The 19,138-nt window shown below is 64.8% G+C and carries 21 protein-coding genes; 18 read left to right on the top strand and 3 right to left on the bottom strand.

What is annotated here, in order from left to right; all coding sequences use genetic code 11:
* Nucleotides 1-12 precede the first annotated feature (12 nt).
* The 5 genes from QUG03_RS04255 to yacG are packed head-to-tail and all read left to right on the top strand — an operon-like array spanning nucleotide 13 to nucleotide 3,728.
* On the top strand, nucleotides 13-1,236 hold the full coding sequence (locus QUG03_RS04255; RefSeq protein ID WP_227104937.1) for a type II secretion system F family protein: 1,224 nt from the start codon (nucleotides 13-15) through the stop codon (nucleotides 1,234-1,236).
* Complete coding sequence (locus tag QUG03_RS04260; RefSeq protein ID WP_500819471.1) at nucleotides 1,233-2,102, top strand: prepilin peptidase; 870 nt, start codon at nucleotides 1,233-1,235, stop codon at nucleotides 2,100-2,102. The genes QUG03_RS04255 and QUG03_RS04260 overlap by 4 nt, the downstream gene beginning before the upstream one ends.
* The gene (gene coaE, locus QUG03_RS04265) at nucleotides 2,092-2,703 is read left to right on the top strand and encodes a dephospho-CoA kinase (protein ID WP_500819472.1); all 612 of its coding nucleotides are present in this window, start codon (nucleotides 2,092-2,094) and stop codon (nucleotides 2,701-2,703) included. Before QUG03_RS04260 ends, coaE begins: the two co-directional genes overlap by 11 nt.
* Nucleotides 2,704-2,741: 38 nt before the next feature.
* Nucleotides 2,742-3,500: a cell division protein ZapD gene (gene zapD, locus QUG03_RS04270; RefSeq protein WP_019100891.1), complete on the top strand. Its 759-nt coding sequence runs from the start codon at nucleotides 2,742-2,744 to the stop codon at nucleotides 3,498-3,500.
* A gap of 39 nt (nucleotides 3,501-3,539) precedes the next feature.
* A complete protein-coding gene (gene yacG / locus QUG03_RS04275) occupies nucleotides 3,540-3,728 on the top strand; it encodes a DNA gyrase inhibitor YacG (protein ID WP_048409544.1) in 189 nt (62 codons plus the stop codon).
* 66 nt (nucleotides 3,729-3,794) lie between these two features.
* Here yacG and QUG03_RS04280 read toward each other — a convergent pair whose 3' ends face one another.
* Both QUG03_RS04280 and tsaE read right to left on the bottom strand, forming a co-directional pair.
* Entirely contained in the window at nucleotides 3,795-5,033 is a 1,239-nt protein-coding gene (locus tag QUG03_RS04280; protein ID WP_107800579.1) for an N-acetylmuramoyl-L-alanine amidase, read from the bottom strand.
* Nucleotides 4,994-5,479: a tRNA (adenosine(37)-N6)-threonylcarbamoyltransferase complex ATPase subunit type 1 TsaE gene (tsaE, locus tag QUG03_RS04285; RefSeq protein ID WP_500819474.1), complete on the bottom strand. Its 486-nt coding sequence runs from the start codon at nucleotides 5,477-5,479 to the stop codon at nucleotides 4,994-4,996. Before tsaE ends, QUG03_RS04280 begins: the two co-directional genes overlap by 40 nt.
* Here tsaE and queG point away from each other — a divergent pair.
* Nucleotides 5,478-6,560, top strand: a complete 1,083-nt coding sequence (queG, locus tag QUG03_RS04290; RefSeq protein WP_500819476.1) for a tRNA epoxyqueuosine(34) reductase QueG — start codon at nucleotides 5,478-5,480, stop codon at nucleotides 6,558-6,560. The genes tsaE and queG overlap by 2 nt on opposite strands.
* A 3-nt stretch (nucleotides 6,561-6,563) precedes the next feature.
* Here the strand turns inward: queG and QUG03_RS04295 are convergent, their stop codons facing one another.
* Nucleotides 6,564-6,980: a MaoC family dehydratase gene (locus QUG03_RS04295; protein ID WP_107800577.1), complete on the bottom strand. Its 417-nt coding sequence runs from the start codon at nucleotides 6,978-6,980 to the stop codon at nucleotides 6,564-6,566.
* A gap of 316 nt (nucleotides 6,981-7,296) precedes the next feature.
* On the opposite strand from QUG03_RS04295, the gene QUG03_RS04300 reads away from it, so the two are divergent.
* The 12 genes from QUG03_RS04300 to QUG03_RS04355 all read left to right on the top strand — a co-directional run bounded on the left by QUG03_RS04300 (nucleotide 7,297) and on the right by QUG03_RS04355 (nucleotide 19,114).
* On the top strand, nucleotides 7,297-8,046 hold the full coding sequence (locus QUG03_RS04300) for an electron transfer flavoprotein subunit beta/FixA family protein (RefSeq protein WP_227104935.1): 750 nt from the start codon (nucleotides 7,297-7,299) through the stop codon (nucleotides 8,044-8,046).
* 3 nt (nucleotides 8,047-8,049) lie between these two features.
* On the top strand, nucleotides 8,050-8,982 hold the full coding sequence (locus tag QUG03_RS04305; RefSeq protein WP_253313720.1) for an electron transfer flavoprotein subunit alpha/FixB family protein: 933 nt from the start codon (nucleotides 8,050-8,052) through the stop codon (nucleotides 8,980-8,982).
* A gap of 216 nt (nucleotides 8,983-9,198) precedes the next feature.
* A complete protein-coding gene (locus QUG03_RS04310) occupies nucleotides 9,199-10,980 on the top strand; it encodes an acyl-CoA dehydrogenase C-terminal domain-containing protein (protein WP_500819477.1) in 1,782 nt (593 codons plus the stop codon).
* Nucleotides 10,981-11,463: 483 nt separating this feature from the next.
* Nucleotides 11,464-12,090 carry a hypothetical protein gene (locus tag QUG03_RS04315; RefSeq protein ID WP_235086602.1) on the top strand — a complete coding sequence of 209 codons (627 nt, stop codon included), beginning with the start codon at nucleotides 11,464-11,466 and terminating at the stop codon, nucleotides 12,088-12,090.
* Nucleotides 12,091-12,101: 11 nt separating this feature from the next.
* Nucleotides 12,102-14,249 (top strand): type II secretion system secretin GspD, encoded by a 2,148-nt coding sequence (gene gspD, locus QUG03_RS04320; protein WP_500819479.1) that lies wholly within the window; start codon nucleotides 12,102-12,104, stop codon nucleotides 14,247-14,249.
* Nucleotides 14,246-15,706: a type II secretion system ATPase GspE gene (gene gspE / locus QUG03_RS04325; protein WP_107800571.1), complete on the top strand. Its 1,461-nt coding sequence runs from the start codon at nucleotides 14,246-14,248 to the stop codon at nucleotides 15,704-15,706. Before gspD ends, gspE begins: the two co-directional genes overlap by 4 nt.
* Complete coding sequence (gene gspF / locus QUG03_RS04330) at nucleotides 15,706-16,917, top strand: type II secretion system inner membrane protein GspF (protein WP_227104926.1); 1,212 nt, start codon at nucleotides 15,706-15,708, stop codon at nucleotides 16,915-16,917. The genes gspE and gspF overlap by 1 nt, the downstream gene beginning before the upstream one ends.
* A 22-nt stretch (nucleotides 16,918-16,939) precedes the next feature.
* A complete protein-coding gene (locus tag QUG03_RS04335; protein WP_107800569.1) occupies nucleotides 16,940-17,200 on the top strand; it encodes a hypothetical protein in 261 nt (86 codons plus the stop codon).
* Between the two features lie 30 nt (nucleotides 17,201-17,230).
* Nucleotides 17,231-17,674 (top strand): type II secretion system major pseudopilin GspG, encoded by a 444-nt coding sequence (gspG, locus tag QUG03_RS04340; RefSeq protein WP_019100905.1) that lies wholly within the window; start codon nucleotides 17,231-17,233, stop codon nucleotides 17,672-17,674.
* Between the two features lie 14 nt (nucleotides 17,675-17,688).
* Nucleotides 17,689-18,165: a prepilin-type N-terminal cleavage/methylation domain-containing protein gene (locus tag QUG03_RS04345; RefSeq protein WP_107800568.1), complete on the top strand. Its 477-nt coding sequence runs from the start codon at nucleotides 17,689-17,691 to the stop codon at nucleotides 18,163-18,165.
* A complete protein-coding gene (gspI, locus tag QUG03_RS04350) occupies nucleotides 18,162-18,542 on the top strand; it encodes a type II secretion system minor pseudopilin GspI (protein WP_107800567.1) in 381 nt (126 codons plus the stop codon). The genes QUG03_RS04345 and gspI overlap by 4 nt, the downstream gene beginning before the upstream one ends.
* Nucleotides 18,542-19,114 (top strand): type II secretion system protein GspJ, encoded by a 573-nt coding sequence (locus QUG03_RS04355; protein WP_500819481.1) that lies wholly within the window; start codon nucleotides 18,542-18,544, stop codon nucleotides 19,112-19,114. The genes gspI and QUG03_RS04355 overlap by 1 nt, the downstream gene beginning before the upstream one ends.
* Nucleotides 19,115-19,138 lie beyond the last annotated feature (24 nt).

Below are 19,138 nucleotides of genomic sequence, written 5' to 3' on the forward strand. Positions count from 1 at the left end.
AGAGGCCATGGAATGGCAGTCACGGTAGCGAAAAAAGCGACGCCGGGCTTTGTCTGGGAGTGGGAAGGCAAGGACAAGGCGGGCAAGGCGATACGCGGGGAATTGAGAGCGGAGTCCGAGGCGGTGGCCAAGACTCAGCTGCGGCGTCAAGGCATCAATGTCGTCAAGATCAAGCGCCGGCGCGCCGGGTTCGGCAAGCGCATCACCGAGCGGGACATCACCTTGTTCACCCGGCAGCTGGCGACCATGATGCGCGCCGGCGTGCCGCTGTTGCAGGCTTTCGACATCGCGGCCAAGGGCCACGGCAACCCCGCCGTGACCAAGATGCTGCTGGAAGTGCGCGCGGATGTGGAAACCGGTCTGTCGCTGGCGGAGGCCTTCCGCAAGCGGCCCTTGTACTTCGACAAGCTGTTCTGCAACATCATCGCCGCGGGCGAAACCGGCGGCGTGCTGGACTCCTTGCTGGACAAGCTGGCCACCTACAAGGAAAAGGTGATGGCGATCAAGGGCAAGATCAAGTCGGCGCTGATCTATCCGTCGGCCATCGTCGGCACCGCCTTCATCATTACCGCCGTCATCATGATTTACGTGATTCCGGCGTTCAAGGATTTGTTCTCCAGCTTCGGCGCCAATTTGCCGGCGCCGACCTTGTTCGTGATCTGGCTGTCGGATGGCTTCGTCCATTACTGGTGGCTGATCTTCGGCGTGGTCTTCGGCAGCCTGTTCGGCTTTCTCTACGCCTTCAAGCGCACGCCCAAGCTGCAAGAGCGGATGGACCGCATTCTGCTGCGCATGCCGGTGATCGGCGACATCATCCGCAAGGCCACCATCGCGCGCTGGGCGCGCACCTTGTCCACCTTGTTCGCCGCCGGGGTGCCGCTGGTGGAAGCGCTGGATTCGGTGGGCGGCGCCTCCGGCAATCAGGTGTACGCGGACGCCACCAAGCGGATTCAGAACGACGTCAGCACCGGCTCCAGCCTCAATTATTCGATGCAACGTACCGACTTGTTCCCTAATATGGTGCTGCAAATGACCTCGATCGGCGAGGAGTCCGGCTCGCTGGACCAGATGCTGGACAAGGTGGCGGATTTTTACGAAGAAGAAGTCGATAATGCGGTGGCCGCGCTGTCCAGCTTGCTGGAGCCGGCCATCATGGTGATTCTGGGGATCTTGATCGGCGGTTTGATCATTGCGATGTATATGCCGATTTTCAAAATGGGGCAGGTGGTTGGATGATAGAGGAGTGGCGCTGGATCGCCGGCTCGTACCCGCTGGCTTTCGCTGGCGCGGCGCTGGTGCTGGGTTTGTTGCTTGGCAGTTTTCTGAATGTGCTCATCCATCGTTTGCCCAAGATGCTGGAAGCCGAATGGCGGCGGAATTGCGTTGATTGTCTGCAGCTGGAGGAGAGCGAGGCGGTCGAGCCCTATAATTTAATGCGGCCGGCCTCGCACTGCCCGCAATGCCGGGCCGTGGTGCGTCCGTGGCAGAACATTCCGCTGTTGAGCTTCCTGTTGCTGCGCGGCCGCTGCGCGAGCTGCCGAGTCAACATCCCTTGGCGTTATCCGGCGGTGGAGCTGTCGGCCGGCGTGTTGTTCGCTTTCCTGGCCTGGCGCTATGGGTGGTCGGCGCAATTGCCGGCCTATATGGCCTTGACCGCGGTGCTCTTGGCGCTGACCTTCATCGATGCGGACACGCAGCTGCTGCCGGACAACCTGACCTTGCCCTTGCTGTGGGGCGGCTTGCTGTTCAACCTGCTGACCGGAACCGTGCCCTTGGCCGACGCGGTGATAGGCGCGATGGCCGGCTATCTGAGCTTGTGGCTGTTGTTTCACGGTTTCAAGCTGGTCACCGGCAAGGAGGGCATGGGCTATGGAGACTTCAAGCTGCTGGCCGCTTTGGGCGCCTGGCTGGGATGGACCTTGCTGCCTTTGGTGATCCTGCTGTCCTCGCTGGTGGGCGCGGTGGTGGGCGTGGTCTTGATTTTGCTGGCCAAGCACGGTCGTGGCCAGCCCTTGCCGTTTGGCCCTTATCTCGCGGCCGCCGGCTGGATTGCCCTGATCTGGGGGCAAGACATCGTGTATTGGTATTTGCATGGCTATTAAAGTGGTGGGGCTGACCGGCGGCATTGGTTCCGGTAAGAGCGCGGCGGCCGATCGCTTCGCCGAATTGGGCGTGCCGGTGGTCGACACCGACGCCATCGCGCACGAGCTGACCGGGCCGCATGGCGCGGCAATGCCTGCCTTGGCGGCGGCTTTCGGCGCGGGCGCGGTGCGAGCGGACGGCGCTTTGGATCGCGGCTGGATGCGCGAGCGCGTGTTCGCCGACGCCGGCAGCCGTCAGCGGCTGGAGAGCGTGCTGCATCCGCTGATCCGGCAGCAGAGCGAGGCCAGGGTGGCCGAGGCGCGCGGGCCGTATTGCGTGTTGGTGGTGCCCTTATTGTTTGAAGCCGGGCATTATCTGCCGATGCTGGCGCGCACCTTGTTGGTGGATTGCGAGGAGTCGGCGCAACTGGAGCGGGTGATGCGGCGCAACGGCATGGACGAAAACGCCGTGCGCGCGATCATGGCGGCGCAATGTTCGAGAGCGCAGCGACGCGAACGCGCCGACGATATAATTTGTAATAATGACAGCTTGGCTGCGTTGAGGCTTCAAGTCGACGCCAAACACGATTATTATCTTGCCAGCCTAGCCGATAGATCATAACCGGGCTCTCGCGAGCCAAGCAGAAGGGCCGATGCGCCGTGATCAGTTTTGAGTTTCCCGTCACCGAGCGAACCCGCATCCTGCTCCGCCTGGAGCATCTCTACGCACGTCTTGGGTATTTCATCGGCAAGGACCATCCGTATGATCATCATGCGGCCCTGCTGGTGTTGTTCGAGCTGATGGAAACCGCCTCGCGCGCGGATTTGAAGGCGGATCTGCTGCAGGAGTTGGAACGGCAGAAACAGATGCTGGAAGCGTTGCGCGAGAATCCGCAAGTGGCGGAAGAGACCCTGGAGGGCGTGCTGGAGGACATCGAGCACGCGTCCAGCCGGCTGCTGGCGCTGACCGGCAAGTTCGGCCAGCATCTGCGCGAAAACGAGTGGCTGATGGCGATCAAGCAGCGCGCCGGCATTCCCGGCGGCACCTGCCAGTTCGATTTGCCGTCTTACCACCAGTGGCAGCAGAAGTCGGCCGAGGTGCGGCGTCAGGACATCAAGCGCTGGGCGTCGCCGCTGATGCCCACCGCCGAGGCGGCGGGCATTCTGCTGACCCTGTTGCGCGACAGCGGCAAGACCCATCATTACGTGGCGCGCCGCGGCGTGTTCCAGCAGATGTCCGGCGGCAAGGTAGTGCAGCTGATCCGCGTGGCCTACGATGGCGGCCTGGAACTGCTGCCCGAGCTGTCCGCCAATAAATACGCGCTCAATATCCGCTTCGTCAGCGCGGTGACCGGGGAATCCCGGCCGCGGCAGACCGAGCAGGATGTCGAGTTTCACCTGACCAATTGCAAGTTCTGACCGGCGCGCGCGCCGGTCCTTGCCCCGTTTTGAGAAGCCATGTCTGATTCTGTTCGCGTTGTCGCCTGTCCCACTTGCCGCGCGCCGGTGCGCTGGGAGCCGCAAAGCCAGTTCCGCCCGTTTTGCAGCAAGCGTTGCCGTCTGATCGATTTGGGCGAGTGGGCGACGGAAAGCTATCGGGTGCCGGCGCAGGAAGAGTCGCCGAGCGAGGCGAGCCGCGGAGAGTGAGCGCCCGGCCGCAATGAAAAACAGGTCCCTGAGCGGGACCTGTTTTGTTTTGGCCGGGGGACGGACTCAGGCCCTGGCCGCCAGCGCCGCGCCCTGAGAGAAATAGCCTTTCATGCCGGTGAAGATGGCATTGGCCATTTGCTGCTGGAAATCGCTGCTGAGCAGACGCTGCTCTTCCTCCGGGTTGGAGATGAAGGCGGTTTCCACCAGGATGGACGGGATGTCCGGCGCTTTCAGCACCGCGAAGCCGGCCTGTTCCACCGCGCTCTTGTGCAGCTTGTTGAGGCCGCCCAGATGGCCCAGCACGGTCTTGCCCAGTTTCAGGCTGTCGTTGATGGTGGCGGTCTGGGTCAGGTCCAGCAGGGTGTGGGCCAGGTATTTGTCCTTGCTGCCTATCTTGACGCCGCCGACCAGGTCGGCGTCGTTCTGGCTTTGCGCCAGCGCCTTGGCGAAGGCGCTGGTGGCGCCTTTTTCAGACAGCGCGAACACCGAGGAGCCGCGCGCGGCGCGATTGGGCGCGGCGTCGGCGTGGATGGACACGAACAGGTCGGCGTTCAGCTTGCGCGCCTTGGCTACGCGCACGCCCAGCGGGATGAACACGTCTTCGTCGCGGGTCATATAGGCCTTCATATTGCTTTCCGCGTCTATCATGCGCTTCAACTGTTTGCCGATGCTCAGCACCACGTCTTTCTCGCGCGTGCCGTTCAGACCGACGGCGCCGGGATCGATGCCGCCGTGGCCGGGATCCAGCATCACGATGATGGGGCGATTGCTGTCTTTTTTCTTGGGCTTGATCTGCGGCGCAGGCTGTTCCAGCTTGCCCTTGTTGTAGTCCTGAAGCAGGGCGAGCAAGGGGTCGTCCTGCTTGCCGGCCGGGTAGAGGTCCACCACCAGCCGGTGTTTGTACTCGGCCACCGGCGTCATGGTGAAGGCCTGCGGCGTGATGTCCGCTTTCAACTCCAGCACCAGGCGCACCGTGTCCGGATCGAACTGGCCGGCGCGGGCGGTCTTGATATAGGGGTCGGCGGCGGAAATCTGGCCGCCGATGTCTTTGAGCACGCTGTTGAGCTGCACGCCTTGCAGGTCGATCACCAGCCGGTTGGGGTTGGCGATGGTGAACTGCTTGTATTGGATGGCCTCGCTGGCCTCCAGCGTGATGCGGGTGTAAAGCGACGCCGGCCAGATGCGCAGGGCGACGATCTGACTGTTGGCGGCGAAGCCGACGCGGCTCACCGACAGCATGAAGGTGGCGGCCGCGGCGCCGATCAAGCGGCGGCGGAGGGGATCGAAAGTCGAATCAGGCATGACTGTCCGGTTTCTGAGTGGGCAAGTAAACGATAATTGCGACCATTTCCGGCCACGGCTAGTTCCAGCACGATGTCGGCGCGCGGCAAGAGCTCCGCTGCCTTGTCCGGCCACTCGACCAGGCACAGGCTGTCCGGGCCGAAGTATTCGCGGAAGCCGGTATCCTCCCATTCCTCGGGGTCGGCGAAACGGTACAGGTCGAAATGGTGCACGCTATAGTGAGGAAAAGGATAGCTCTCCACCAGAGTATAGGTGGGGCTTTTGACCTTGCCGGCATGGCCGAGCGCGGTCAGCAGGCCGCGCGTGAACGTGGTCTTGCCCGCGCCCAGATCGCCCAATAGATAGACGACGAGGCCGGCTTGCGCCGCTTCGGCGAAGGCTTTGCCCAGCGCCAGGGTGGCGGTTTCATCTTCCAGGTAGCCGCAGCGAACGCTGGTATCATCCATGGCCATGACCGAAAACTCTTTACAAAAACCGGATTATCCCGAATTGGCGCGCCAAATCAAAGCCTGGGCGCGCGAATTGGGTTTTGCCGACGCCAGAATCGGTCGCGCCGGCCTGCCGCCGGAGGCGGAACAGAAGTTGAACGCCTGGCTGGCCGCCGGCCATCACGGCGAGATGGACTATATGGCCCGCCACGGCGCTTTGCGGGTCAAGCCGGCGGATCTGGTGCCCGGCACCCTGTCCGTCATTTCCCTGCGCATGCATTACTGGCCCCAGGCGCGCGCGTCGGCCGAGGTGCTGGCCGACGGCGGCAAAGCCTATTTATCGCGCTACGCGCTGGGGCGCGACTATCACAAGGTCTTGCGCAACCGGCTGCAGGCGCTGGCGGACCGGATCAAGCGGGAGATAGGCGAGTTCGGCTACCGGGTGTTCACCGATAGCGCGCCGGTGGCCGAGGTGGCGCTGGCGGCGCAGGCCGGCCTGGGCTGGCGCGGCAAACACACTTTGTTGCTGACCAAGAACGAGGGCTCGCTGTTTTTCCTGGGAGAGGTCTTCACCGACCTGCCCCTGCCGGAGGACGAGGCGGAGGACGGCCATTGCGGCCGCTGCACTCGTTGCATCGATGTCTGTCCCACCGCGGCCATCGTCGCGCCCTATACCGTGGACGCGCGGCGCTGCATTTCCTATCTGACGATAGAGCTGAAGCGGGCGATTCCGGAGGAGATGCGGCCCTTGATCGGCAACCGCGTCTACGGCTGCGACGATTGCCAGCTGTTCTGTCCTTGGAACCGTTTCGCGGTCGACACCCGGGAGACCGATTTTGCGGTGCGTCATGGTTTGGACGACGTGAGCTTGCTAGAGTTGTTCGCCTGGAGCGAGGCCGAATTCAAGGAGAAGATGGCCGGCAGCCCGATTTACCGCATCGGCTACCTCAAGTGGCTGTCCAATCTGGCGGTGGGGCTGGGCAACGCGCCCACCACGCCGGAGGTGGTGGCGGGCTTGCGCGCGCGTCTGGATTTTCCAGACGAGATGGTGGCCGAGCCGGTGCGTTGGGCGCTGGGCCGGCACGGCGTCATCGTTTGAAGCTCAGGGTTTGCTGGGCGCCTTGACCAGGGATTCGCCTTCCAGCACCACCTTGCCGCGGACCGAGCACTGGGTCGCCAGTTTGACGAAGTGTTTGTCCGGATTCAGTTCGATCACGGTGGCGCGGGCGGTCACGGTGTCGCCGATGCGCACCGGCGCCTTGAAACGGGTGGATTGCGATAGATAGATGGTGCCGTGGCCGGGCAACTGGGTGCCCACTACGGTGGAAATCAGGCTGGCGGTCAGCATGCCGTGCGCGATGCGCGTTTCGAACGGCGTCTGTTCCGCGTACTCCTGATTGATGTGCACCGGATTGTTGTCGCCGGACACGGCGGCGAACATCAGCACGTCGGCTTCGGTGATGGTCTTGCTGAATTCGGCGAAATCGCCGAGGCCAAGATCTTCAAACCAAACAGTCATGACCGCTCCTGACTTGATATGACGGGGAAATGTTGCAGTGCATTGTGACAGCTTTTGGCCGGAATGCAAATTACCGAGAAATCACGTACTATCGGCGATAAGTTGCGTTTTTGCCACGCTGTATGCAATACAAATCAACCAAACGCTCGTTTGAATTTGTGCTTGGGGCATAATCAGGCTTGCTTCGGCAATTGCTGCTTCCGCGTTCGATCAATCCAGACGGCGGCATTTCTGAAACGGCCGCGCTTGGCGCGGCGGCGGCGACGGTCCGCTCCAGGTTTCTTTTTAGAGATGTCCAGAGGTTTGTTGGAGGAATATGAAAGTTCTAGTCGCTGTGAAACGCGTTGTGGATTACAACGTGAAGGTTCGGGTCAAGGCCGACGGCACTGACGTGGATATCGCCAACGTCAAGATGTCGATGAACCCGTTTGACGAAATCGCGGTGGAAGAGGCGGTGCGTCTCAAGGAAGCCGGCAAGGTCAGCGAAATCGTCGTGGTGTCGCTGGGCGTCAAGCAATGCGAGGAAACGCTGCGTACCGCGCTGGCGATGGGCGCCGACCGCGCCATCCTGGTGGAAACCGATGCGGAGCTGCAGCCGCTGGCGGTGGCCAAGCTGCTGAAAGCGGTGGCGGACAAGGAACAGCCGCAGCTCTTGATCGTGGGCAAGCAGGCGATCGACGACGACGCCAACCAGACCGGCCAGATGGTGTCGGCGCTGCTGGGCTGGGGCCAGGGCACGTTCGCCTCCAAGGTGGACTTGTCGGCCGAGACCGTGGACGTCACCCGCGAGATCGACGGCGGCCTGGAAACCGTCAAGCTGCGTTTGCCGGCGGTGGTCACCTCCGACCTGCGCCTGAACGAGCCGCGCTTCATCAAGCTGCCCAACATCATGGCCGCCAAGAAAAAGCCGCTGGACAAGACCACGCCGGCGGAACTGGGCGTGGACGCCGCTCCGCGTCTGAAGACGCTGAAGGTGGCCGAGCCTTCCAAGCGCAGCGCCGGCATCAAGGTGGCCAACGCCGCCGAGCTGGTCGCCAAACTGAAAACCGAAGCAAAGGTGCTGTAAGCCATGGCCATTCTCGTTATCGCTGAACACGACAACCAGAGCCTGAAAGCAGGCACCCTGAACACCATCACCGCCGCCGCCAAGCTGGGCGAGGTGCATGTGCTGGTGGCCGGCCACAACGCCGCCGCCGCCGCCGAGGCCGCCAAGGGCGTGGCCGGCGTCGCCAAAGTGCTGCTGGCCGACGCCGCTCACTACGCGCACGGCCTGGCCGAGAACCTGGGCGCGCTGGTGTCCGGCCTGGCCAAGAGCTACAGCCACGTGCTGGCGCCGGCGTCCTCCTTCGGCAAGAACCTGCTGCCGCGCGTAGCCGCCTTGCTGGACGTGGCGCAGATCTCCGAGATCGTCGCCATCGAATCCGCCGACACCTTCGTGCGGCCCATTTACGCCGGCAACGTGCTGGCCACCGTGCAGTCCGCCGACCCGATCAAGGTCATCACCGTGCGCACCACCGCCTTCGACGCGGCGGGCCAGGGCGGTTCCGCCGCGGTGGAAACCGTGGCCGCGGCAGCGGACGCGCAGCTGTCCAGCTTCGTCGGCCAGGAACTGACCAAGTCCGACCGTCCGGAACTGGGCTCGGCCAAGGTCATCGTTTCCGGCGGCCGCGCGCTGGGTTCGGAGGAACAGTTCAAGGCGGTGATCGATCCGCTGGCGGACAAGCTCTCCGCCGCCGTGGGCGCTTCCCGTGCCGCGGTGGACGCCGGCTACGCGCCGAACGACTACCAGGTGGGCCAGACCGGCAAGGTGGTGGCGCCGCAGCTGTACTTCGCGGTTGGCATTTCCGGTGCGATCCAGCACCTGGCCGGCATGAAGGACTCCAAGGTGATCGTCGCCATCAACAAGGACGAGGAAGCGCCCATCTTCCAGGTGGCGGATTACGGCATCGTCGGCGATCTGTTCACCGTGGTGCCGGAGTTGATGGCCGAGTTGTCCAAATAATCCCGGATCCGCGCCGCGAGTCTCTCGCCGGCGCGGGCAGCGGGCCGGGCGAGCCGCCCGGAACAATAATATTCAGCCGGCAACGCCCGCGCGCAGTCATCGGCCCGATGCGGGCCGGACCCGCCGCGGCGCTTGCCGGCTTTTTCATGTCTGCGAATAGAAACCGATTGCCGGCCGAACCGGCGGTCCCAGCCATCCAAACACGAGGAGAAGGCGATGATTTATCAAGCACCGATCAAGGACATTCAATTCGCGCTCAATGAGCTGGCCGAGCTGCCGGCCGTCTGCGGCCTGCCGGGCTACGGCGAATGCTCGGTGGAGCTGGTGGACGCCATTCTGGAGGAGGGCGCCAAGTTCGCCGAAGGCGTGCTGGCGCCGATCAACAAGCAGGGCGATCAGGGCGCCAAATGGCGCGACGGCGAAGTCAGCGCCGCGCCCGGCTTCAAGGACGCCTGGCGTCAGTACGTCGAATCCGGCTGGGTGGGCCTGCGCGCGCCGGAAGCCTACGGCGGTCAGGGCATGCCGGCCTTGGTGGCCACCGCGGCCGAGGAAATGTGGTGTTCCGCCAATCTGGCTTTCTCGCTGGCGCCGCTGTTGACGCTGGGCGCGATCGAGGCCATTCATCATCACGCCTCGGAAGAACTCAAGAGCGTCTATCTGCCGCCGATGTCCAGCGGCGCCTGGACCGGCACCATGAATTTGACCGAGCCGCAGGCCGGTTCCGACCTCGCCCAGGTGCGCAGCAAGGCCTTGCCGCAGGCTGACGGCAGCTATCGCATCAGCGGCCAGAAAATCTTCATTACCTGGGGCGAGCACGATATGGCGGACAACATCGTCCACCTGGTGCTGGCCCGCCTGCCGGACGCGCCGGCCGGGGTGAAGGGCATTTCCTTGTTCATCGTGCCCAAATTCCTGGTCAACGCCGACGGCAGCCTGGGCGCGCGCAACGATGTGCGCTGTGTGTCGCTGGAGCACAAGCTGGGCATCCACGGCAGCCCCACCGCGGTGATGAGCTTCGGCGATCAGGACGGCGCGATCGGCTATCTGGTCGGCGAAGCCAACAAGGGCCTGAACTATATGTTCACCATGATGAACCACGCGCGTCTGGGCGTGGGCATCGAAGGCCTGGCGGTGTCGGAGCGCGCCTACCAGAAGGCGGTGGAATACGCGCGCGAACGGGTGCAGAGCCGCGCGGTGGGTTCGCCCGATCCGTCCGGCGTGGCCATCATCCAGCATCCGGACGTGCGCCGCATGCTGCTGACCATGCGCGCCCAGGTGGAGGCGCAGCGCGCGCTGGCCCTGTATACCGCGGCGGCGCTGGACCGCGCGGCGCGTCACCCGGCGGCGAGCGAAAAAGCGCGCAACCAGGCGCTGGCCAATTTCCTGATTCCCATCGTCAAGGGCTGGAACACCGAGCAGGCCAACGAAATCACCAGCCTGGCGCTGCAGGTGCACGGCGGCATGGGATATATCGAGGAAACCGGCGTGGCGCAGTACTATCGCGATGCGCGCATCACCGCCATCTACGAAGGCACCACCGGCATCCAGGCCCTGGATTTGATCGGCCGCAAGACCGCGGGCGAGGGCGGCGTCACCGCGCGCGCCTTGCTGGAAGAGGCCGCCGGCTGCGTGGCCAAGCTGCGCGCCGCCGGGCTGGCCAGCCTGGCGGACAATCTGGACGAAGCGGTCAAGCAGGCGCGCCGCAGCGTCGACTTCATCCTGGATACCTTCGCCGGACAGCCGCAACGGGCGGCGGCCGGGTCCGTGCCCTTCCTCAAGCTGATGGGCATTGTGCTGGGCGGCTGGCAGATGGCGCGCGCGGCCCTGATCGCCAAGGAAAAGCAGAGCGACGGTGAGTCCGATCAGGACTTCATGCGCGCCAAACTGGCCACCGCGCGTTTCTACGGCGAACATCTGTTGCCGCAGGCGGGCGGTTTGGCGGCCGCCATCGTTGACGGCGCGGACAGCGTGCTGGAGATGGACGAAGCCTGGTTCTGAGGTGGTTCTAGGAAGAGGCGCAACAGACGCCGCGGGATGCCGCGGCGTTTTTTGTTGCCTGACCGATGCAAGAGCGATTATTGCATGAGCGTGTAATCAGGCTTTGAGATAATGGAAAAGACCTTGTTGCGGGTTGCTGCGGCGCGGCATCAAAAACCGTTTGTCATTAAAAATATTTTGCCGCATAGTGTTTGCTCCGCCCCTAGCTACGGGCGGTGTGCGAAATCAGGCGGAAAAATAGTTCTTAATAGAAGAATTAATCGCATGGCGCGCTGATATTCGCTTGAATATTGCCTGGCTATGCAATTCGGTCTTTTTTTGGATTGACCGTATCCTGATGGCGTGCAAATAATCCGCTGCATGACTCACAGCCAAGCTCGAGCCAAGTCCCGGCCGATCCCATCGCGGCGCGAGGCGCCCGCTTGAACTTGGCCGCAAGGTCCGCGCTTAGATTTCAAGCATGAATACAGAAGCCAGGATGCAATGAAGCAAGTGGTCCATTGGAGTGAAAAGGGGAAGCGGTTGTTGCCGTCGGCGGCGACGCTGGGGCGTCTGGTCGCCGCTTTGCCTTGGCTGGCGCTGGCAGGCGCCGCCGTGTGGCTGGGCATGACCGTGGCGCCGATTTTGGGTCCCGCGGCCAAGCAATGGCGAGGCTTAAGCGAGCCGGCGCCGCAGTCCGCCGCCGCCAATGTGGCGATGGCGCACTGGTTCGGCGAGCCGGTGGCGCAGCAGGCGGCGGCCTTGCCGCCGGTCAAGCTGATCGGCGTCTACGCGCCTCAGGTTTCCGGCGCGCCCGGTTTCGCGGTGATAGACGACAATGGCCGCTCCGTCGCCCTGTTGCTGGGCAAGACTACGCCCGACGGCTGGGAACTGGCCCAGATCACCGCCTCCGGCGTGTTGATGCGTTCCGGCGGCAGCGAGCAGTTCGTGCCGCTGGTCGAGCGCGTGCCCGGCGCGGGCGGCGCGGTCGGCGGCAGTGCGCCGCCGCCGATGCCGCCTCCGATTTCTCCTCCTTCCCAGGCTCCCGTTTCGCCCCCCGCCGTGGTTCCTGTGAATCCTGAAACCCCGCCGCAACCTGGGCTGGATTCCGCCAGCATGGTTCGCCAATAAGAAGACTGAATATGCGTATCCACAAACTTGTCGCCATCCTGGCCCTGGTCTACGGTTGCAACGCCGTATTGGCCGCTACCCCGCAGAACGACGGAGTGATGCTCAACTTCGTCAACGCCGACATCGAAACCGTGGTCAAGGCGATAGGCGAGATCACCGGCAAGAACTTCATCATCGACCCGCGGGTGAAGGGCACGGTCAACATCGTGTCCAGCAAGCCGGTGCCGCGCGCGCTGTCTTACCAGATTCTGTTGTCCTCGCTGCGCCTGCAGGGCTTCTCCGCGGTGGAGGGCGGCGGCGTGGTCAAGATCGTGCCGGAGGCCGACGCCAAGCTGCACGCCAAGGCCAGCAAGGGCATCCCGCGCGGCGACGGCGACCGCCTGATCACCAAGGTGTTCACGCTTAAATACGGCAACGCCAATCAGCTGGTGCCGGTGATCCGGCCCATTGTGTCGCCCAACAACACCATCGCCGCCTACCCGCAGTCCAATGCGCTGATCGTCACCGACTACGCAGACAATATTCAGCGCATCGAGTCCATCATCGATTCGATCGAGAGCGCGGCCGCCGGCGACACCGTGGTGGTGCCGGTGCTGTTCGGCTCCGCGGTGGAACTGGCCGGCAGCCTGAACAAGTTGTTGCAGGACAGCGGCGCCGGCGCCGACGGCGGCAAGACCACCATCATCCCGGACGCGCGCGCCAATGTGCTGATGGTGCGCGCCGACACCCCGGGCAAGATCGGCAAGATCAAAAGCCTGCTCAAGCTCCTGGATCAGCCCAGCCAGGCCGGCGCCAATGTGCGCGTGGTCTATCTGAAGAACGCCGAGGCCGGCAAGGTGGCGCAGACGCTGCGAGCCTTGATGACCGGCGACGCGGGGCCCTTGCAGGGCCGCACCGCGGTGAGCACCAACGGCGGCTCCAGTACCAGCCTGCTGAACCAGAGCGGTTCGGGCAGCGGTTCCGGCGCCTCGTCCAGCGGCTCCGCCAGCGCCGCCCAGGCTGCCAGCCCGGTGGGCGGCGACAGCGCATCCAGCGGCGGCAGCAGCGGGGCCGGCGGCGGCGGATCCATGATCCAGGCCGACCCCACCAACAACGCGCTGATTCTGAACGTGCCGGATTCCATGTACCAGAATCTGCGCAATGTCATCGACCTGCTGGACAAGCGCCGCGCCCAAGTGCTGGTGGAAGCGCTGGTGGTGGAAGTGGCCGCGCAAAGGGCGATGGAGTTGGGCGTGCAATGGCAGGCCTTGGGCGCGCTCAACGGCAACGGCGCCGGCGTGTTCGGCGGCACCAACTTCCCCGGCAACAGCGGCCCCGGCATCATCGGCTTGTCCGGCGGCGCGCTGGCCGGCGGCACCGCCGCCACGCCGCTTGGCACCCTGGCGGGCTCCGGCGGCCTGAACGTGGGCTGGGTCAAGGGCACGGTCAATATTCCCGGCATCGGCACCGTGCTGAACATGGGAGCGCTGGCCAAGGCGATGGAGACCGAGGTAGGGGGCAACATCGTGTCCAGTCCGTCCCTGATGGCGATGGACAATGAAAAGGCCAAGATCCAGATCGGCCAGGAAGTGCCCATCCTGACCGGCCAGTACAGCAATACCGGCAGCAGCAGCAGCGGCTCGGTCAATCCCTTCCAGACCTACGACCGCAAGACCATAGGCTTTAATCTGGAGATCACGCCGCAGATTTCCGAAGGCGGTTCCATCCGCATGAAGATTTTGCAGGAGGCGTCCACCATCGTGCCGGGCACCGAGAAAAACCCGCAAGGTCCAACCACCAACAAGCGGACGATAGAGACCATCGCCAATGTGGACGACAGCGGCATCATCGCCATCGGCGGCCTGCTGCAGGAAACGGTCAGCGACAATGAGAGCAAGGTGCCGCTGCTGGGCGACATCCCGTGGCTGGGCGCCTTGTTCCGCTACAGCAACAAGCAGCGCAACAAGACCAATCTGATGATCTTCATCAAGCCCACCATCATCCGCGACGATCTGGGCGCGCGTTCCATCGCCACCGATCGCTACAACTACATCATCGGCGAAGGCCATAAGGCGGAGAGGGAAAAGCTGCAGATGAATCTGGATTCGGCGCTGAAGTCCCTGCCGGAGGGCGGCATCCGCTCGACGCTGGAACAGAGCCTGAAGGCGCAGCCGAAATGAACAAGCCCAAGCTGTCGCCGGCGCTGGGCTTTCCGTTCGCGCGCGCCAACGGCGTGATCCTGCTGGACGGGGAAAGCGGCCGTCATCTGCTGCTGCGCGAAGACAGCCGGCCGGAGGCCTGGGCCGAGGTGCTGCGCCTGCACGGCCAGGGGCTGGCCAGCGTCGAGACGCTGGAGGCGGCCTTGTTCGACAAGCGCCTGTCCGAGCATTACGCCAATCGCGACGGCGCGGCGGCCGAGGTGGTGGACGATATCGGCCAGGACCTGGATCTGACCCAGATGGTGGAGTCCTTGCCAACGGTGGAGGACTTGCTGGAGAGCGAGGGCGACGCGCCCATCATCCGCATGATCAACGCCTTGCTGACCCAGGCGCTGCGCGACGGCGCCTCGGACATCCACATCGAAGCCTTTGAAGACCGCTCGGTGGTGCGTTTCCGCCTGGACGGTTCGCTGCGCGACGTGGTCAGCCCGCACCGCGCGCTGCACGCGGCCATGGTGTCGCGGATCAAGATCATGGCCAATCTCGACATCGCCGAAAAACGCATTCCGCAAGACGGCCGCATCTCGCTGCGTCTGGGCGGCCGCCCGGTGGACGTGCGGGTCTCCACACTGCCCACCAGCCACGGCGAGCGCGTGGTGCTGCGTCTGCTGGACAAGGAAAACGCCCGCCTGGATCTGGCTACGCTGGGCATGGCGGCGGACACGCTGCAGGCGGTGGACAAGGTGATCCGCCAGCCGCACGGCATCCTGCTGGTCACCGGCCCCACCGGCTCGGGCAAGACCACCACGCTGTACGCGGCCTTGTCGCGGCTGGACGCGCGCCACACCAATATCATGACGGTGGAAGACCCGGTGGAATACCATCTGGACGGCGTCGGCCAGACCCAGGTCAATCCGCGCATCGACATGAGTTTCGCCAAGGCGCTGCGCGCGATTCTGCGCCAGGATCCGGACGTGGTGATGATAGGCGAGATCCGGGATCTGGAAACCGCGCAGATCGCGGTGCAAGCCTCGCTGACCGGCCACCTGGTGCTGGCCACGCTGCACACCAACGACGCCGCCTCGGCGGTGACGCGGCTGGTGGACATGGGGGTCGAACCCTTCCTGCTGGCCTCCAGCCTGCTGGGCGTGATGGCGCAACGGCTGGTGCGCCGGCTGTGCCCACACTGCAAGGCGCCGCATCCGGTGCCGCTGGAAGGGGAGGCGGACGCTCCGCACTACCGGCCGGCGGGCTGCCCGAGCTGCGGCCATTCCGGTTACAAGGGGCGCTACGGCGTTTATGAACTGCTCTTGGTCGACGATCAATTGCAGCGCTTGATCCACGATCGCGCCTCCGAACAGAAAATGCGCGATTACGCCGCCCGCCACGGCATGCGTTCGCTGCGCGACGACGGCCTGCGTTGGGTGAAGGCCGGCGAAACCTCGCTGGAAGAAATCATGCGGGTGACGAGGAACTGATGGCCGCCTTCCGTTTTACCGCTTTCGACCCCGCCGGCAAGGAGCAGAAAGGCTTGCTGGAGGCGGACTCCGCGCGCGCCGCGCGCAGCCAGCTGCGCGAGCGCGGCCTGCTGCCGCTGGAGGTGGAAAGCGTCAGCGCCAAGAACGGCGACGCCGGCAGCTCGGCGCTGCGCCGCGGCCTGCCGCGCGCGGAACTGGTGATGATCACCGAACAGCTGTCCACCCTGCTCAACGCGGGCCTGCCGCTGGAAAAGGCGCTGACCGCGGTGACCGAGCAGTGCGAACACCCGCGCAGCCGCACCGTGCTGGCGGCCTTGCGCAGCGACATCCTGGAAGGCAAGAGCTTCGCCCAGGCGCTGGCTTCGGCGCCGGGCGTGTTTTTTCCGCTGTATCGCTCGCTGGTGCAGGCCGGCGAACAGTCCGGCCATCTCGACACCGTGATGGCGCGCTTGGCCGAATACCTGGACAAGCGCCAGAACACCCAACAAAAAGTGATGCTGGCGATGGCCTATCCGGCCGTGGTCACCGTGGTGGCCATCCTGGTGGTGGCCGGCCTGATGAGCTATGTGGTGCCGCAGGTGGTCAGCGTGTTCGCGCAGACCAAGCAGACCCTGCCTTTTCTGACCCGGGCGCTGGTGGCCGCCAGCGATTTCCTGCGGCAATGGGGCGTCGCGCTGCTGGCCGGCATCGTCGCCGCGCTGTTCCTGACCGTGCGCGCCTTGCGCGCGCCGGCGCTGAAACGGCGCTTCCACGCCCGGCTGTTGAAGCTGCCGGTGTTCGGCCGCCTGCTGCGCGCGCTCAACACCGCGCGCATGGCCAGCACCCTGTCCATCCTGGTGGGCAGCGGCGTGCCCTTGCTGACCGCGCTGGAAACCGCGCGCGGCCTGATGACCCTGCTGCCGATGCAGGACGCGGTCAGCGAGGCGATGGCCAAGGTGCGCGAGGGCGTGGCGCTGTCCCGCGCGCTGCACGCCACTCGTCAATTCCCGCCGGTGCTGATCCATCTGATCGGCAGCGGCGAATCCAGCGGCACGCTGGCCCATATGCTGGACCGCGCCGCCCAGCAGCAGGAGCAGGAGGTGGAGCGCAAGCTCGCCACCTTCACCACGCTGATGGAGCCGCTGCTGATCCTGTTCATGGGCGGCATGGTCTTGTTGATCGTGCTGGCCATCATGATGCCCATCATCGACATGAACCAGATGGTGCATTGATTTTCGCGGAAAGAAGCACGGAATGTCTCACAAGGCAGTTTTACAGCAATGGGTGTTGGAAGCGCTGGCCGCGCACGGCGGCAAGGCGGACCGGCTGACAGTGGCCAAACACATCTGGCATGCGCGCGCTCGCGAGCTGGAAGGCACCGAGTTGTTCTACACCTGGCAATACGATATGAGCTGGGCGGCGAGCGAGCTGAGAAAGCTGGGCCAGCTCAAGCCGGCCAATGCCGGACCGGCCGGCGTCTGGGAGTTGTCCGGCGACGGCCCCTCCCTGTTTTGACCCTTTGAAACCTCGGTAGTAGGAGTAGATATGCGACACCTTTCCAAAGCGGCCCAGCGAGGCTTCACCCTGATCGAAATCATGGTGGTGATCGTGATTCTCGGCGTACTCGCGGCGCTGGTGGTGCCCAAGGTGATGAGCCGTCCGGACGAGGCGCGCGCCGTCGCCGCCAAGCAGGATCTGGGCGCTTTGAGCCAGGCCCTGAAACTGTATCGTCTGGACAACGGACGCTACCCCAGCAGCGAGCAGGGCCTGCAGGCGCTGGTGCAGAAACCGACCTCGGCGCCGGAGCCGAAGAACTGGAAGCCGGGCGGCTACCTGGAGCGCCTGCCCAAGGACCCGTGGGGCAATCCCTACCAGTACGCCAACCCGGGCACGCACGGCGAGATCGACATCTGGAGCTTCGGCGCCGACGGCGAGCCGGGCGGCGAGGGCGTGGACGCCGACATCGGCAACTGGGACGCGGTCAAGTAAGACCGGAGTCGTTGATGGGCTCTTCCGTTCCGGCGCGCGGCTTCACCCTGATCGAGGTGATGGTGGTGATGCTGATCATCGGCGTGCTGGCCACCACGGTGACGCTCAGCATGCGGCCGGACACGCATCGCCAGGCCTCGGACGAGGCCTACCGCTTGGCGCGGGTGCTGGAGCAGGCGGCGGACGCCGCCGAAATGGGGGATCCGCTGGCCCTGATGTGGGACGCCAAGGGTTACGGCTTCCGGCGCCGCGGCGACAACGGCGAATGGGGCGGCGCCAACGACGAATTGCTGGCCGACCGGCTGTGGCCGGAGGGCGTGCATGGCGGTGCTTTGTTGCTGGATGGCCAGCCCTGGCCGGCGGGACGGCCGCTGCCCTTGTGGCAGGACGGGCGCGCCAACGCGTTGGCCCTGCAGATCAAGACCGAGACGCGCGGCCTGGCCGTGACCCTGTCGCCGTTGGGCCGCAGCCGGGTGGACGAAGGCTCATGAAGCGCGAGCGCGGCTTTACCTTGTTTGAAGTGCTGGTGGCGCTGGCCATCATCGCGGTGGCGCTGGGCGCGCTGTTGCGCGCCACCGGCCTGGCCGCCGACAACGGCGAAGGCATGAAGCGCCGGATGCAGGCCGCTTGGGAAGCGCAGAACATGATCGCGCTGATGCAGGCGCGCCGCGAATGGCCGGACGTGGGCGAACAGGCGGGAGAGCTGGACGACGACGGCGCGCGCTGGCGTTGGCAGCGCGTGATCAGCCAGACGCCCAACCCCAATTTCCGCAAGGTGGTGGTGCGCGTGCTGGCGCAGGGCGACGGCCGTTACGTGCTGGCCGAGATGACCGGCTATCTGCGGATGAACGCCGGAGGCGGTTCGTGATGCGCGGCCGGCAGGACGGCATGACCTTGATCGAGATCCTGGTGGCGATGAGCTTGCTCGCCATCTTGTCGGTGCTGGGCTACAAGGCTTTCGGCTCCTTGCTGATCTCGCGCGAGCGGCTGATGCAGACCAGCGAGCAATGGGTGGACGCCGCGCGCGCCTTTCGGCGGCTGGAAGGCGATCTGACCGGCCAGATGCCGGCGCCGACGCAAGGGCAGGGGCCCAGTCTGGGCGCCAGCCAGCTATTGCTGCAAAGCGACGGCGACGGCCAGACGCTGACCTTGCAGAGTTTTTCCGCCCGCTATCCCGGCGGCCAGGAGCGCATCAGCTACCATGCCGGTGCTCAAGGCCTCAGCTGGGCGGCGGGCGACGCCCAGGGCGCGGCGCCGACCGCCTACGTGCTCTTGGGCAAGGACGCCGCGGTGCGCTGGCGCGTGCTGCTGGACGACGGCAATTGGCTGGACAACTGGCCGCCGCGCGAGGCCAGCCCGGCGCACAGCCCGCGCGCGCTGGAAATGCGCATCCGCATGCCGGGCAATGAATGGGCGAAACGGATATGGGCGCTGCCATGAGGACGCCGGGAAGCCGGAAGCAGC

The organism is Chromobacterium sp. CCUG 30098 (genome assembly GCF_059916605.1).